This window comes from Desulfosporomusa polytropa (assembly GCF_055380075.1).
Window position 1 is genome coordinate 5322501 of the sequence record NZ_AP042400.1, and the last position, 15657, is coordinate 5338157.

Here is a 15657-nt window from a genome sequence, read left to right on the forward strand (position 1 = left end):
TTGCTAAAAGAGCCTGGCGTAAGATTAAATCGTGTTTCTGATTCTGAAATTCTCCTTGTAATGGCACATGACCAATCTGCTTCAAAATCGTTTAAAATTGATGAAGTAAATGAAGCGGTAATACAAAAGCAAATAGCCCTAAAAAAGTCTGACCGGATATCCTTATGGGAAGGTGAAAGGATTGTCCTGGTAGACATTGCAAAAATTGCTTGCTGCTTTTTACAAAAAGGGAATCGCAAAGTTACGGTTGTGGCTGAGAACAAAACGTATCAAAGCAATTATACGTTACATGCTTTTTTGAATAGGATTGGGGAAACCAAATTGGTTCGTTGCCATCGAAGTTTTGCTATTAATCCCGATTATTTATCAGAGATGGTTCCAAGAGAAAACAATACCATGGTTGCTAAGGTCGCTGGTTATAATAGTGAAATTCCAGTCAGCCGACAGTATAGCCCTACACTTAGGACTATTGCCGGACTACACACGAGGGCTGACTGTAAAAAGAATATATTGCTCCCATAGCCTTTGAGTAGTTATACCAACAGGATCGCATCTTGTAAATCAACTTATGGCCGTATAAACGCAACTCATGATAAATAGCTTGCATGAAAAAAATTGTAAGAATATAATAAGGGCTACCAAAATACATTTTTTTCCAATAAGTAAAGAGATCAGGCTTGGAACCAAGCTATGGAGGTAAATAATGAGAAAGACAGTGAGTATTGTCTTAGTTCTTCTCATAATGTTCAGTGTAGTCAATATTGTTTGTGCCGAGGATTATCTTTTAGGACCAGGAGATGTATTGGCTATCAATGTACTGGATTTTGATGAACTGCAAATCAAAGACCTGATTGTTAGAAACGATGGCAAAATCGCATTTCCCTTAGTCGGTGAAGTACAGGCCAGTGGACTTTCCCCCGGTCAGTTGACGAAAACTATCACTGCCGGAATCAGTCATTACGCGAACGATCCGAAGGTTACAATAAATGTAATAAAGTTTCGTACTACTCGAATTTATGTATTGGGTGAGGTTGCGAAGCCCGGTATGTACGAGTTGGAAAAGCAGCACTCACTGCTTGATGCGATAGGAGCAGCTGGTGGCTACACCAAGGATGCTTTAAAAAAGAAGGTTTACATCATCCGCAAGGACAGTAAAAACAAACCGCTAGAGGTTAGCCTTCTTAAACTGCTGAGAAAAGGCGATATGTCTCAGAACTATGCATTAAATGATGGTGATGCGGTATACCTTGCACCCAGCGGGCGAGTGGATATTGGCAGAGATATACTTCCCTTTATCAATATTGCTTACCAGATTGCGGACATGAATGATGATTAGTTCGTTACGAACCATTGATGAATTATACGGAGGATTTCTAGCATGATTCAAAGGACAATCAATCTGCAAGATTGTGTTGCAATTGCCAAAAAGAGATTTTCACTAATTGTAAGGGCTAGCCTAATAGTCTTGCTGGTATCATTAATTGTTAGTTTTATGATTTCTCCTACCTATGAGGCAGAGACAAGTCTTAGAGTTAAGCTTCCTGTAGGGCTGGCAACCTCACTTCTATCAGATATACCGGGCGGCTCAGTGCTTGATACCAGACAAAACTTAGCCAATTATACGGAAATGCTTAAGAGCCGTACAGTTGTACAGCCAGTGATTGATAAGGTTTATGCGGATGAAAACGAGGATGATGTTCCGCGTTATGAGAAACTGGTCAAAACCATTAACGTACAACCATCCAAAACAGCCAATATATTGTACCTACGGGTTCAAGCAAGGTCACCGGAATATGCTCAGCTAATTGCGAATACACTCAGTGATACACTTATTTCTTTATTGACGGCAGAGCAAGGAGCAGTACGGGAGTTTATTGGTCAGCGCCTGAAAGAGTCCAAACTGGAATTGGAAAAAGCCGAAGGAGCTCTGGAAGAATATAAACGTACACAAAAAATGATAGCCCCTGATGTCCAGTCCAAAGCAATGTTGGATAAGGTTATAGGTATTGATAAACTCAAGGCTGAAAACAGAGTGAATTTAATGTCCACCCAGGCAAGGCTGAGCAGTATTGAACAGCAGTTGGCAGGGGAAAAACCGGGTTTTATTGCCGATAGCCCACTTATTCAACAGCACAAGTCAAAATTGGCTGATTTAGAAGTGGAATTGGTAAGTGCATTGCCTAAGTATTCAGACAGCCATCCTAAGGTAATTTCCCTTAGAGCGGCAATTGATGAAGTCAAAACGAAACTAAAAGCCGAAGCGGCCCTAGTTGTTAATGCCGAAGCTGCCTCTGGTAATACAATCCATCAGAATCTGCTGCAGGCAAAAATAACATCGGAGGCGGAAGTAGCCGCCACAATGGCACAAAAAGCGGCAATCGAAAATATAATAGCTTCTAGCGAAAAAGAGATGTCAGCGCTTCCTGCCAAGGAACAGGGGATAAGCCGTCTGATGAGGGAGGCCCTTGTTGCTCAAGAAATATATATTATGTTGGATAAGCGGTATGAAGAGGCCCGAATTAATGAGGTAATGCGTCCTTCAGACGTACAAGTACTTGATGCTGCAATTGTACCTGAATTACCGATTAGACCGCGAATAGTACTAAATGCAGTAATCGGGGCAATACTCGGACTAGGTATCGGCATAGTTTTGTCACTAATACTAGAGTATAAAAACTGGACGATTCGTAATGAAGAGGAGGCTAAGCAACTTTTGAATTTACCGGTAATGGGAATTGTACCAGATATGGATAAAATCATAGTTGGTAAAAAGGGGCCATTTTGGAATAGAATTCGCGCTCTATTTAGTTAGCGCAGATCATAAAGAATAAACTGGATGTGAGGTCATATGAAAAAGAGTCGAGAAAATACGATTGATGGTGTGAAGCAAACAACTATAATATCGGAAGTATTTCGAACCATAAGGACAAATATTTTATATTCTAAAGTGTATAGAAACGTGCAAAGTATACTGTTTACCAGTGCTGAACCAGGAGAAGGAAAATCATTAATTACTAGGAACACAGCTATTGTCTTAGCACAGACCGGCAAAAAAGTAATTGTTTTGGATTGTGATTTGCGTAAACCTACGCAGCACGCACTTTTTAGAAAGCACAATAAGGGGTTAACAAGCTTTCTATATCAGGGATGCTCCCTAGCAGATATAGTACAGGACACTGATATCCCTAACCTCCGTTTGGTTACCAGTGGACCAACGCCACGTAATCCTGCGGAGCTTCTTGATTCTGGTAGGTTAACGGAAGTAATAGCCGCACTTAAGTGTCAGGCCGACTATGTACTTGTTGATAGTCCGCCGGTACTGCCAGTTACCGATGCTTGCATTCTTGGTTCAAAAGTTGATGGTATTTTATTAGTAGTAGGAATTGGCAGAGTTAAGCCTGAGATGGCTCAAAGAGCTAAGGAGCAGTTGGAAGACGCAAATGGAAATATATTGGGCCTAATTATTAATCGCTCAGAAAGCACCAAACAGCGTGCTTATTATCATTATTATGAGACATTTGCTAAGACTGCAAATTAACTTATGCGGGAGATGTTCGAATGCGACGCAAATTATTTTTAGGGATTTTACTATTTATTGACATAGTTATAGTTAGCGTTACTCCTCTGTTTGCGCTGGTAATACGTTTTGAGGACATGGCTGTTATTGAACCATATTTGCAAATTCTATTTTCTGTTTTACCTGTATTTATTGCGGTTCGCCTTAGCGCGTTCTATGGGTTTGGCTTATATCACCGTTTGTGGCGTTATGCCAGTATTAATGAATTGGTAGCGATAAGTGGAGCAGTGACGGTTAGCTCGATCATCATTGCGATGTACACAGCATTCGTTGGTCCTGACATACCTAGAAGCACTCATTTTATAAGTTGGTTCTCGACCATTATTCTTATTGGTGTATCTCGATTATGTCTGCGTATTATATCTCATTTGCGTCACAGAAAGGGCGAAAAAGACACTTCTAATTTACTAATCGTCGGTGCCGGCGACGCGGGAGCAATGATTGCCAGGGAAATAAAGCAACGTTATTATAACAGTAAACATATTGTCGGCTTTATTGATGATGATCCATATAAACGCAACCAAATGATGTATGGGATCAAAATTCTTGCCGGACGGGCAGCTATACGCCAAATAGTGAAGAAATATCAAGTGGATGAAATCATCATTGCAATGCCTTCTGCAGGCGGTGTTGTTGTGCGGGAAATCTTGGGCGAGTGCAAGCATACCAACTGCTCAGTAAAAACGCTTCCCGGCATATATGAGATGATAGACGGCAAGGTTACAATTCAACAATTGCGCGATATAGATTTGGAGGATTTGCTAAAGCGAGAACCCGTCCGGCTTAATCTGAATGAAATTGCTGGCTATATTTCCGGAAGGCGTGTTCTTGTAACTGGTGCGGGAGGGTCTATTGGCTCAGAGTTATGTCGGCAGATTGCAAAGTTATCGCCAGATAGACTTTGTCTTCTAGGAAAAGGCGAAAATAGTATTTACGAAATCAACAGAGAACTGCGAATAAAGTTTCCACATATAGATGTACGGCCAATTATTGCTGACATACGTGACAGTGATCGAGTTGATGAGATATTTAACGCCAATACACCACATGTGGTCTTTCACGCTGCTGCTCACAAACATGTACCCCTCATGGAGTTTCAACCTAAAGAAGCAGTACATAATAATATTTTCGGCACTAAAGTAATCGCCGAAGCAGCAGACCGATTTAAAACAGAAGTGTTTGTCATGGTTTCAACAGATAAAGCGGTAAATCCCACTAGTATAATGGGAGCTACTAAAAGGGTGGCTGAACTCGTCATTCAAAGCATTAATAATGCTAGTAATACAAAATTCGTTGCAGTTCGATTTGGCAATGTATTGGGAAGCCGGGGTAGTGTAATACCGTTATTTAAAAAGCAGATAGCAGCAGGTGGGCCAATAACGGTTACTCATCCGGATATGAAACGCTACTTTATGACCATTCCCGAAGCGGTACAGCTAATTTTGCAAGCTGGGTCAATTGCCAAGGGCGGTGAGGTTTTTGTACTAGATATGGGTAAACCAGTTAAGATTGTCGATTTAGCCCACGACCTAATTGAACTTTCCGGTCTTATACCATATGAGGATATTAAAATTGAATATACAGGAATAAGGCCTGGCGAAAAGCTGTTTGAAGAGTTGCTTACTGCTGAAGAAGGCACTGATGCAACCAAACATGAGAAAATTTTTGTTGCCAACATAAAAACAGTTGGCGAGAAGCAGTTCCATTTGAGGCTCACTGCTTTAAGAAAGGCAATTCATGATGATGATGCAGTTAGAATTATAAAGAAGATTGTACCAACGTATTCGGCTGGAAGTTCTTTAAAAAAACCGGATAGTAATCAACACGATGAGACCACGATTGAAACTAGTGAGTATACTGGGGGCTACCAGACAGCAACTGGATTACTGCATTAATTTGTTTTGGCTGGTTGGCAAAGGCTACGGCGAGGTATGTGTAAAGGGGAGAAATCGAGTGCAGGCAAATACTATAGATATTTGTAGCAATTTATCGCCTGAATTACGTTTATTATTACTATGTTCCAATATTAAAAATAGGGATAAAAATTTGGATGCTATAAATAAGCTAACTTCCTTCAAATTTGATTGGTCTCTTTTTACACATTTAGCTATACACCATAGAGTATATCCACAAGCATATAACTACCTCAGCAAAATAGCATATCCGGTAGTACCTAAGAATGTAATCTCTGCTTTGGGCAAATTAGACCAGGATAATAAAAGCAATACACTACGGATGGTAACAGAATCTATAAGAATACTGCGAGCAATGGACCAGTGTGGGATTCGGGTGATTGTCCTTAAAGGTTTTCCACTTGCGCAACAGCTTTATGGAGACATAACGCTTAGAACCTCTAGAGATTTAGATCTTCTTATATCTCCGGAAGACATTGGTGAGACAAGAAAAATTATTGAAATGCATGGCTATATCTGGAGTCAGTCGGTAGCAAAAATAACATCAGTCGACCTTGAAAAATGGATGAAATTAGAAAAAAATTTTGAGTATTGGCACCCGAAACTTGGCGTATCTGTAGAAGTTCACTGGCGGTTGGATTGCAGGGGCATGGATCTGCCAATGAATATAATTGAAAACAATTTGATTTCAATGAAAATGTTTGGACAGTCAATAAATATGCTTGGCAAAGAAGAATTGCTATTATACCTAGTAATTCATGGTGCTATTCACGCATGGTTTCGCGTAAAATGGTTGCTGGATATCGACGTTTTGATCAAAAAAAAGGAATTTTCCTGGGCAAAGGTATATCAACTTGCTGATGATTTTGGTGTTAAAAGTATTCTTAACCAAACACTTTTTTTGGTGCGAGAGCTTTTTGAAACACCTTTGCCAAAGGCTGTTACCAATAAGGTGGATGCGGATATCCAGGCTCAAGTTTTAGCAATTATGGGATTGCGATTTATTACAGATAATCATTTCAATACGACTAAGTCTATAAAAGAAAAGATGATTTTTTTGTGTCGACAAAAAAATTATGAATTTAGATTAAATGATGGATGGCGAAGACAATTATCTTGTATTGGTAGATATTTTTCACCGACGAATGAGGATTTAGAACTAATTTCATTATCTGGACACTTATATTTCTTCTATTATATTATATCGCCATTTACTTGGTTTTATCGAAGGACACGTAACGTTATGAGAAATGTATTACGAGGTTTGTGATGGTAGAACAAAACATTAATAATAGTAACATGCATAGTTATAATTATTTTGCCTTTGGCCTAAATATTAAATCCCAACTTGTACTGCCAGAGTTGGCAAGGGGAGTAGGGGAGACTTCCGATGTTAGAATCAAATATGGCGATATACCTAAACGGGTTGAATCTATTATAGAAGAAACCGATTACTACCAGGCTGGAAACAATGAATTTATATTTCGGGTAGAAGGAGTTGCTACATTTTACGTTGCTAATGGGGAACAAATCATAGTTAAGATTTGCAACTCAGCTAATTCCAGCATGGTGAGATTATTCCTTTTAGGTACGGTTATGGGGATTTTGCTTATGCAACGCGATACTTTACCTATTCACGGCAGCGCAGTAGATATTAATGGATGCGGTGTTCTATTCACAGGTATTTCTGGTGTCGGAAAGTCAACAATTGCAGCGGCACTATGCAAACAGGGATATTTATTGTTAGCAGATGATGTTTCCGTACTTACTTGTGCACAGGGAAGTTATCAGGTGCAGCCCGCATATCCCCAGCAGAAACTTTGGCCGGATTCTGCAGCTATGCTTGGTATTGATGTTGCTGCTGCTAGTCAAGTTGTTCAAGGCGAAAGTAAACGTGCTGTGTCGGTATATGAGCGCTTCGGCAAGCAACACGTACCCATTAAGGTTATTTACGAAATTGTGGTGCAGCCATGTAATGACGATATCTCTATACTTCCGCTAAAAGGGGCCGCTAAACTTGCCACAATTATGGGTAATACTTATCGAGCCAAGTATATAAATTGTTTGGGTAAGAAGTTTTCCCATTTCAAGCAGTGTGCCAATTTAGTTAAGCAAGTGCAGGTTTTTCGATTGATAAGGCCAGCAAACGAAATATTATTGGATAGGCAGACGGAATTTTTTTTGAAGCACTATACGGACGTCCTATCCAAATGGTCTTAGAGCAACTGAATACCAAAATCGGATGGGAGGCTATATGATAAGGCAGGCAATTAGCAAAAGCCTATCAATTTCCAGATTTAAAGAAGAGAATGCGGAGTTTTCGTCGAAGCGGCTTGTCCGGTTTGGATTGGAGATTTGTGAATCATAAACCAGAAAGTAGTCAAGCTGGTGAAACTAGTAGTCAAAATAGTGAGTATACAGGAGGGATCAGGCAGCAACCGGATTGTTACATTGAATTGGCAGAGCTAATTTTGGATGGTAACCTATATCAAAATTTGATTTTTTCGTAGGGATGGGAGAGATAATGGGAATTGGCTATAGTGAAAATCCACTATCTAATAAGATGAAGAAAATTTACCTATCATCGCCTCACATGAGTGAAGAAGGATATGAACAGTTTTATATTAAAGATGCTTTTGAAACGAATTGGATTGCACCACTTGGAGCTAATGTTAATGAATTTGAAAAGGAACTTTCAGCAAAAATCGGGGCAAAGTGTGCCGCCGCAGTATCTTCCGGCACCGCGGCTATTCATCTTGCGCTCAAGGCTGTTGGTGTGGGAGAGGGTATAAAACCTGGAATAAATTCTGATAAATCTAGCTATGAGAAAGATATAGTTTTTTGCCCTTCGTTAACTTTTGCAGCTACGGCTAATCCGATAGTATATCAAAATGCAACCCCAGTCTTTATTGATTCAGACATAGAATCTTGGAACGTGTCACCTCAAGCTCTCGAAATGGCATTTCAAAAATATAACATGCGAGTTAAGGCAGTTTTAGTTGTACACCTTTATGGTTTATCTGCAGATCTTGATAAAATTTTAAAGGTATGTGATAAGTATAATGTTCCATTAATAGAGGATGCCGCTGAGTCGTTAGGTACGTTATATAAAGGAAAGTATACCGGAACCTTTGGTAAATACGGGATATTTAGTTTTAATGGCAATAAAATCATCACATCGTCCGGTGGCGGAATGCTTGTGGCAAACGACTCGGATACTGCAGCGGAAAGAATAGCTAAAGTAAAGTTTTGGGCTACTCAAAGTAGGGATGAAGCTAGGTGGTATCAACATAGTGATCTCGGTTACAACTATCGAATGTCAAATATTGTAGCAGGTATCGGTAGAGGACAACTTAAAGTTTTAGAAAATAGGATTCAGAAAAAGAAAGAGATATTTGAGTTCTATAAAAGAGAGCTAGCAGTCCTAGATGGTGTTAGTATGATGCCGATCAATGAATGGAATGAGCCGAACTATTGGCTTTCTTGTATTAGGTTGAGTGAAACAGTAAGATCGATTAAACCCATAGACGTTATACTTGCATTAGAGGAAGAAAACATAGAAGCTCGGCCAATTTGGAAACCAATGCACCTTCAACCTTACTATCGTGACTGTGATTTTATTACTCAATGTGATGATAAAAGTATTAGTAAGCAGATTTTTGAAAGTGGTTTATGCCTTCCTAGCGATACTAAAATGACAGAGAGTGATTTAGCTAGGGTAGTTAAGATAATTAAAAACTTATGGAGATAGAAATGCAGATAGAGGCTGGAACTGGACTGAACGTAAAGCTTCCTCAAAAGTTAGGGGTGTATAGGCAATATTTTAAAAGACCAATGGACTTTACATTGTCAGTCTGTGCAATAATTGTTCTTTCGCCTGTACTGTTTATTATAGCTTTACTAGTTAGAATTAAATTAGGTAGCCCAGTCCTTTTTAAACAGAAAAGACCCGGATTGAATGAGAAGATATTTTTGATGTATAAATTTCGAACAATGACATATGAAAGAGACAAAAACGGAAATCTACTGCCTGATGAGATACGGTTAACGAAGTTCGGTAAGTTGCTACGATCGACATCTTTAGACGAGTTACCGGAGCTAATTAATATTGTAAAAGGTGATATGAGCATTGTCGGACCAAGGCCACTATTGGTTCACTATCTGCCATTGTACAACGAACACCAAAGGCATAGACATGATGTGAGGCCTGGTCTTACCGGATATGCACAGATTAATGGGAGAAATACTATTAGCTGGGAAGAAAAGTTTGACTTAGATGTTAGATATGCGGAAAATATCACAATATGTGGTGACTGGAAGATAATCTTCAAAACGGTGGCCCAAGTAATTAAAAGAAAAGGTATAAGTTCTGAAAGAGTTGCTACTATGGAGATATTTAGGGGGACTAAAGAAGTTTGAGATCTTTCGGTTATTAAGAGCAATCTACATAGTTTAGATATACTTTAGTTAATTTATTCACAATAAAAGCTAACGTGGAAGTTTGTTAAGGGGCAATAATTATATGAAAAAACTTCTTATCGTTGGTGCGGGTGGTCATGGTAGAGTGATCGCAGACATCGCACTAAAAATGAATAAATGGCAGCAAATAGCATTTCTTGACGATGATACAACAGTAAAATCTTCAATGGGATACGATGTTATTGGTACATCAAGCAAAGCGTTAAACCTTATAGAAGAGTATAGCATCTTCGTAGCCATAGGAAGTAATGAAATAAGAGAAAAGATATATAAGCAGATCAAAGCAGCAGGAGCTACTGTGCCAAAGTTGATACATCCCAGCACTAATATCGGTGTGCAGGTTGAAATTGGCGAAGGTACAGTTATGATGGCTGGCGCGATTGTTAACTGTGGTAGTAAAATCGGCGAGGGATGTATAGTGAATACAGGTGCTACTATTGATCATGACGCCACTATTGGAGACTATGTTCACATATCACCAGGCGTACATATTTCTGGTACAGTTAAAATTGGTAAGGGTACATGGCTTGGTGTTGGCTCGGTAGTTAGTAACAACATTAGAATAGCCGGGGGAACAGTCGTGGGTGCTGGCGCAGTGGTTGTGAGGGATATAGTAGAGGCGGGGACTTATATTGGAGTTCCTGCGGAGAGGATACTATGAGAACAGATTTGTCATTCAAATTGTGATGTTGATTAAGAAAAAAAATATAAGGTGGGGATACCATATTGAAGGTTCTATTTGTAGCTACAGTAATGATACATTTTAAATCATTTCACCTTCCGTACATGAGATGGTTTCAAAAGCAAGGCTGGAAAGTTCACGTAGCAGCTAACAAGGATATAGAACTTCCATATTGTGATAAGAAATATGTAATTCCGATAGAGCGGTCTCCTTACAAATTAAATAACATAGTGGCGTATACGCAGCTTAAGGAAATATTACGTCAAAACAAATACGACATGATCCATTGTCACACGCCTATGGGAGGGTTATTGGCAAGATTGGCAGCTCGTGATACCAAGAAGAGTGGAACAAAAGTCTTTTATACAGCCCACGGTTTCCATTTTTTCAAAGGTGCACCGATGATGTATTGGCTAATATATTATCCGATTGAAAGGTTTCTTGCACGGTATACAGATGTGCTTATCACAATAAATAAGGAGGATTACGCAAGGGCGCAGCAGTTTAGAGCAAAGAAAATTGTCTATGTGCCGGGCGTGGGTGTTGATACACAGAGGTTTAACAGTATAAATATTGATAGGTCTGTAAAAAGAGCGATGTTGGGTATAACTGAAGGAAAGCTTGTTTTGCTTTCAGTTGGTGAGTTATCTAATAATAAGAATCATGAGGTTATTATTAAGGGTATAGCTAAGTTAAGGGAACATAATATAATTTATGTTATTTGTGGTTGTGGCGAACTGGATGGATATTTGAAAAACTTAGCAAGGAAATATAGGGTTGATGTAAGGCTCTTGGGCTTTAGAGAAGACATATCTGAGATATGTGCCGCCTCTGACATATTTGTTTTTCCGTCACTTCGAGAAGGCTTGCCAGTTGCTCTGATAGAAGCAATGGCAACAGGTCTACCAGTGGTATGCTCCAATATCAGAGGTAATACAGATTTAATTGAGAATGGCAAAGGTGGCTATTTGGTGGAGCCGGAGGATGTTGAGGGGTTTGCTAAAGCTATAGAAAAAACAGTCAAAAACAGATCTTTAATGGGGCATTTCAATACTGAAATAATCAAGCATTTTGATTTAATGAGTGTGAAAGAGGAAATGAAAAAGATATATGGTAATGGAATGATAAAAAAATATTAGTGTGTCTGAGTGTCTGAATAGGAACTCTGTCAAATGAACGCCGTATGCTACTTGTTGGTAAATCGCCGTAAGTCGCCTTAAGTTCGTGAGCGAAAGATTCGCTAGGTTTTAGGGTTTAAATCTGATTAACCATGCTTATGTAACAAGTTAGTGGAATTTGATAGAAACAATGAAAAAACTCTTAACAAGATGAAGGAAAATCGTGCCTTAAATGGCCGCCTAGGCTAGCCACCGTATTTTATCTTGCCCTAAAATAATTTCTGCTGTGAGGTTATGAAATGGAGAATGCATGTATAGTATTTTTACGTTCTAATCCCGTAGACCCAGATTCAAGAGTTGAAAAAGAAGTTAATAGTCTTATTAAAGCTGGGTATAAAGTTAAAGTTGTGGCATGGGATAGAAGTTCACGATATAGAATTAAAGAATTTAATTTGAACTTGGAAAATGGCGTGGTGAAAATTTATAGATTTGGGATACCCGCAACCTTTGGTGAAGGAAGAAAAAACTTAATAGCCTTTATATTATTCCAAGTACGCTTGTTTTTGTGGCTTTTTAAGAATAGAAAGCAATATCAAATATTACATGCGTGTGATTTTGACACAGCTTATACAGCTTTTTATTGTGCAAAATTATTTAAGAAAAAGCTGATATTTGATATATTCGACTATCTTTTCACTCATACTAATGGTAGATTTAGTGCATTCAAAAAATTTATTGTATGCGAACAACATAAAATAATTAATTATGCGGATGGAACAATTATTTGTACAGAGAAACGAAAAGAGCAGATACATGGTAGTAAACCAAAGTTATTGACGGTTATACACAACAGCACTCCGCAAGTTGGCGAGATAATTTCAAAAATAGAGCTGAATGACGATAAGACAAAAATAGTTTATGTTGGAATATTACAAGATGGTAGATTTTTAAAAGAGCTTGCAGACGTGATTAAAGAACTCCCTAATTGTGAGTTACACATAGGTGGTTTTGGTAAGTATGAAAGTTATTTTAAAGATATGTCTTTTAATTATGATAATATTATTTATTACGGTAAATTACCTTACAGTAAAACCTTGCAGTTAGAAAAAAGCTGCGATATAATGACTGCGATTTATGACCCAGCAGTCGGAAATCATTATTATTCAGCACCAAATAAATTCTATGAAGCTCTTATGCTTGGAAAGCCATTAATTATGGTGAAAAATACAGGGCAGGATGAAGTCGTTTCTCAGAATGATATCGGTGAGGTAATTGATTTTAATGTTGAAAGCCTCAAAGTTGGGATAGATCGTTTGATAAAACGAAAAGCTGAATGGTCAAAGATTTCAATAAAAATGAAGCGGATATATGAGCAAGATTATAGTTGGGATAAGATGGAGAAAAGATTGGTTAGACTATATAGAAATATATAGGTTTACCATCATAGAAAGTTTGAAAATCTGAACTGGTAAACTGCTGTTAAATGATAGAATTGCGAAACTCTAAAGAAAGATTGTAGGAAATGCAATGAATATAATTAATCAAACTATTAATACACATAAAGGAAGAAAAAATTCGAACTCCATAAAAATTCCAGAGTTTGTTTTAGCTATATTGCCGATATTTTCTCCTTATATCTTATTAGGGCCTATTTCAGTAAATATGATTCTTTTATGCATAGCTACGGTATTAGTACTAGTTCTAAATAGTAGGTTTTCAATAAATCGGCATATCTCATATTTATGGTTATTACATTTTTTTTTATCAATTTTGGCGTTTTTTAGTACGGACTATAATATTGCCTTATTCAATTCTATGCTATCGATTAGCTATAGTATTATCTGCTTTAGTGTTCTATGGTCTAGATGTAATATAAAAGTTTTCGAGAAATATGCAAATTATATCGGAATTGGCTGCTGTCTATTCTTATTTTACCAAGCAGTACAATTGGCTTTGGGAGGGGAGCCACCGAGCGGACAGTTATTTAACTTACCCTTATTACATTATGCTGGTTGGGTTTCCGAAACTTGGGGGTTTAGGTTGAATTCCGTCTTTCAAGAACCATCATATTTTGCTATATTCTGTTTACCTTTATTGGCTGTTAATATGCAACTAAAGAATTACATACTATCTACAATTTATATCCTTGCATTGACTTTGAGCTCATCAAGCTTAGGTATACTAGGGGCTCTTATAATAGTTGTATATTATTTTCTAGCAGAAAAAAGAGAACTTAAACAGTCTGTGTTAATTATCTTATGTATCTTGGTTGTACATATTTTATTTTTTTACGTTAGTGACTATTATAATACTGCATTTGAAAGAAGTTTGGATAAAGTTCTTTCAATATTTGATGGAAATGATTCAGTCAATATTAGAATTTTAGGTCAAATCTACCTTTTTGAAAGTCTTCCTGAATTCAATCAGATTTTTGGTGTGGGAGTAAGCCAAATGAAAAATTATTTTGCATCTATTGGAGTTAACGTTTTCAATTACAGTAACTCGTTCATTGCAACACTGATTAATACCGGCATTGTAGGATTAATGTTTTATATAGTATTTCATATGGTCACAACCTATTATTGCTATAAGCGGGGAAGGTTAATTTTCGATTTGATTTTCGTAATGATTTGTGCAATTGACCAATTTATTTATAATTTCTTTTTCTTTTATTTGCTAACATTCATTTATTTAAGTAATGAGGAGGGTTCGGATGAAAATTTTATTTGTAACACTTAGAGCACTAGAGATAAATTCATCAGTGACAATAAGCAATATGGGATTATTAAAAGGTCTGATTGATTGCGGATGCGAAGTTGATTTAATTATGCCAACTGTAAATAAACGCTTAAAACAGTGTGATGCTATAGATCAAAATATGGATAGCGTTAATACGATAAGAATTGAAGGAAATACCATCTATGAAAACCTAGTAATTCGACAAGAAAGTCCAGTAAAAAGATGGATTATTAATATGATAAGAGTTGTGTTTTATTGGTTTAGTTTACATGACAATACAATTAGTTTAATTAGCAAAGCCGATATTACGCCATTAAAAGGTAAAGAGTATGATTTAGTTATATCAACATCTGATCCCAAAACTTCCCATATATATGTAAATAAATTGATAAAACAGGGTTTAAAATACAATGTGTGGATTCAACATTGGGGTGATCCACTTAGTCTGGATGTTACTAACAAAACGATTTATCCGCGGGTATTTATCAAAAATAAAGAGCGGCAGATTATCTCATGTGCCAATAAAATAGTCTATGTGTCACCGTTAACTAAAAAAATGCAGTGTAAGATGTTTCCCGAATATGCAGAAAGAATGCTATTTATACCTTTGCCCTATTACAAAGAAAAGATATATGATACCAACTCAAATATAAAAATTACCTTGGGCTATTTTGGCGATTATAATACTAAAACAAGAAATATAATCCCTTTATATGATTCTTGTGTTATGAATAATCAATACAACTTAATTATAGCTGGCAGCAGTAACATTGAATTAGCGGAAACAGATAATGTAAAAGTCTTACCACGGATCAGCCAAGAAAAGGTTGATGAGCTAGAAGCGAAATGCGATATTCTTGTTTGTATATGTAATAAATTTGGAACGCAAATACCGGGGAAAATATACTACTACTCTGCAACTAATAAACCTATATTAGTACTCTTAGACGGGGATTTTAGGGATGAGATTGAAGCTTATCTTGCTTCGTATTCCAGATTCAATATTTGTGATAATTGTCTGGATAGTATTAATAGTAAAATTGCGGAGATGATTGTGGCAAATGCGACGTATGCTTCGTGCAAAGAGTTTTCACCGAAAGAAATTGCCAAGACGCTACTAGATTCTATTTAACTTTGGCTATGGCAGGA

Annotated in this window: 14 protein-coding genes (1 of these 14 cut by a window edge); all 14 read left to right on the forward strand. The window is 37.4% G+C overall.

Annotated features, from left to right (window positions below; all coding sequences use genetic code 11):
• On the forward strand, positions 1–522 hold the 3' portion of the coding sequence (locus ACZ449_RS26730; RefSeq protein ID WP_464259043.1) for a LytR/AlgR family response regulator transcription factor. The gene continues 162 nt to the left of window position 1, outside the view; only the last 522 of its 684 coding nucleotides appear in the window; its start codon lies beyond the left edge, outside the window; its stop codon occupies positions 520–522.
• A 181-nt stretch (positions 523–703) separates the two neighbouring features.
• The gene (locus tag ACZ449_RS26735; RefSeq protein ID WP_464259044.1) at positions 704–1336 is read left to right on the forward strand and encodes a polysaccharide biosynthesis/export family protein; all 633 of its coding nucleotides are present in this window, start codon (positions 704–706) and stop codon (positions 1334–1336) included.
• 42 nt (positions 1337–1378) lie between these two features.
• Entirely contained in the window at positions 1379–2812 is a 1434-nt protein-coding gene (locus ACZ449_RS26740) for a GumC family protein (protein WP_464259045.1), read from the forward strand.
• A 36-nt stretch (positions 2813–2848) separates the two neighbouring features.
• Positions 2849–3538, forward strand: a complete 690-nt coding sequence (locus ACZ449_RS26745; RefSeq protein WP_464259046.1) for a CpsD/CapB family tyrosine-protein kinase — start codon at positions 2849–2851, stop codon at positions 3536–3538.
• A 20-nt stretch (positions 3539–3558) separates the two neighbouring features.
• Complete coding sequence (locus ACZ449_RS26750) at positions 3559–5472, forward strand: polysaccharide biosynthesis protein (protein WP_464259047.1); 1914 nt, start codon at positions 3559–3561, stop codon at positions 5470–5472.
• 58 nt (positions 5473–5530) lie between these two features.
• Positions 5531–6760, forward strand: a complete 1230-nt coding sequence (locus tag ACZ449_RS26755; protein ID WP_464259048.1) for a nucleotidyltransferase domain-containing protein — start codon at positions 5531–5533, stop codon at positions 6758–6760.
• Positions 6760–7710 carry an HPr kinase/phosphorylase gene (locus ACZ449_RS26760; RefSeq protein ID WP_464259049.1) on the forward strand — a complete coding sequence of 317 codons (951 nt, stop codon included), beginning with the start codon at positions 6760–6762 and terminating at the stop codon, positions 7708–7710. The genes ACZ449_RS26755 and ACZ449_RS26760 overlap by 1 nt, the downstream gene beginning before the upstream one ends.
• A 304-nt stretch (positions 7711–8014) precedes the next feature.
• Positions 8015–9241, forward strand: a complete 1227-nt coding sequence (locus ACZ449_RS26765; RefSeq protein WP_464259050.1) for a DegT/DnrJ/EryC1/StrS family aminotransferase — start codon at positions 8015–8017, stop codon at positions 9239–9241.
• Between the two features lie 2 nt (positions 9242–9243).
• Complete coding sequence (locus ACZ449_RS26770) at positions 9244–9909, forward strand: sugar transferase (protein WP_464259051.1); 666 nt, start codon at positions 9244–9246, stop codon at positions 9907–9909.
• A gap of 103 nt (positions 9910–10012) precedes the next feature.
• Positions 10013–10630, forward strand: a complete 618-nt coding sequence (locus ACZ449_RS26775; protein WP_464259052.1) for an acetyltransferase — start codon at positions 10013–10015, stop codon at positions 10628–10630.
• Between the two features lie 65 nt (positions 10631–10695).
• Entirely contained in the window at positions 10696–11790 is a 1095-nt protein-coding gene (locus ACZ449_RS26780; protein ID WP_464259053.1) for a glycosyltransferase family 4 protein, read from the forward strand.
• Between the two features lie 278 nt (positions 11791–12068).
• Positions 12069–13202 (forward strand): glycosyltransferase family 4 protein, encoded by a 1134-nt coding sequence (locus ACZ449_RS26785; protein WP_464259054.1) that lies wholly within the window; start codon positions 12069–12071, stop codon positions 13200–13202.
• A gap of 94 nt (positions 13203–13296) precedes the next feature.
• Entirely contained in the window at positions 13297–14508 is a 1212-nt protein-coding gene (locus ACZ449_RS26790) for an O-antigen ligase family protein (RefSeq protein WP_464259055.1), read from the forward strand.
• Positions 14483–15640 carry a glycosyltransferase family protein gene (locus ACZ449_RS26795; RefSeq protein WP_464259056.1) on the forward strand — a complete coding sequence of 386 codons (1158 nt, stop codon included), beginning with the start codon at positions 14483–14485 and terminating at the stop codon, positions 15638–15640. The genes ACZ449_RS26790 and ACZ449_RS26795 overlap by 26 nt, the downstream gene beginning before the upstream one ends.
• The last annotated feature ends 17 nt before the right edge of the window (positions 15641–15657 follow it).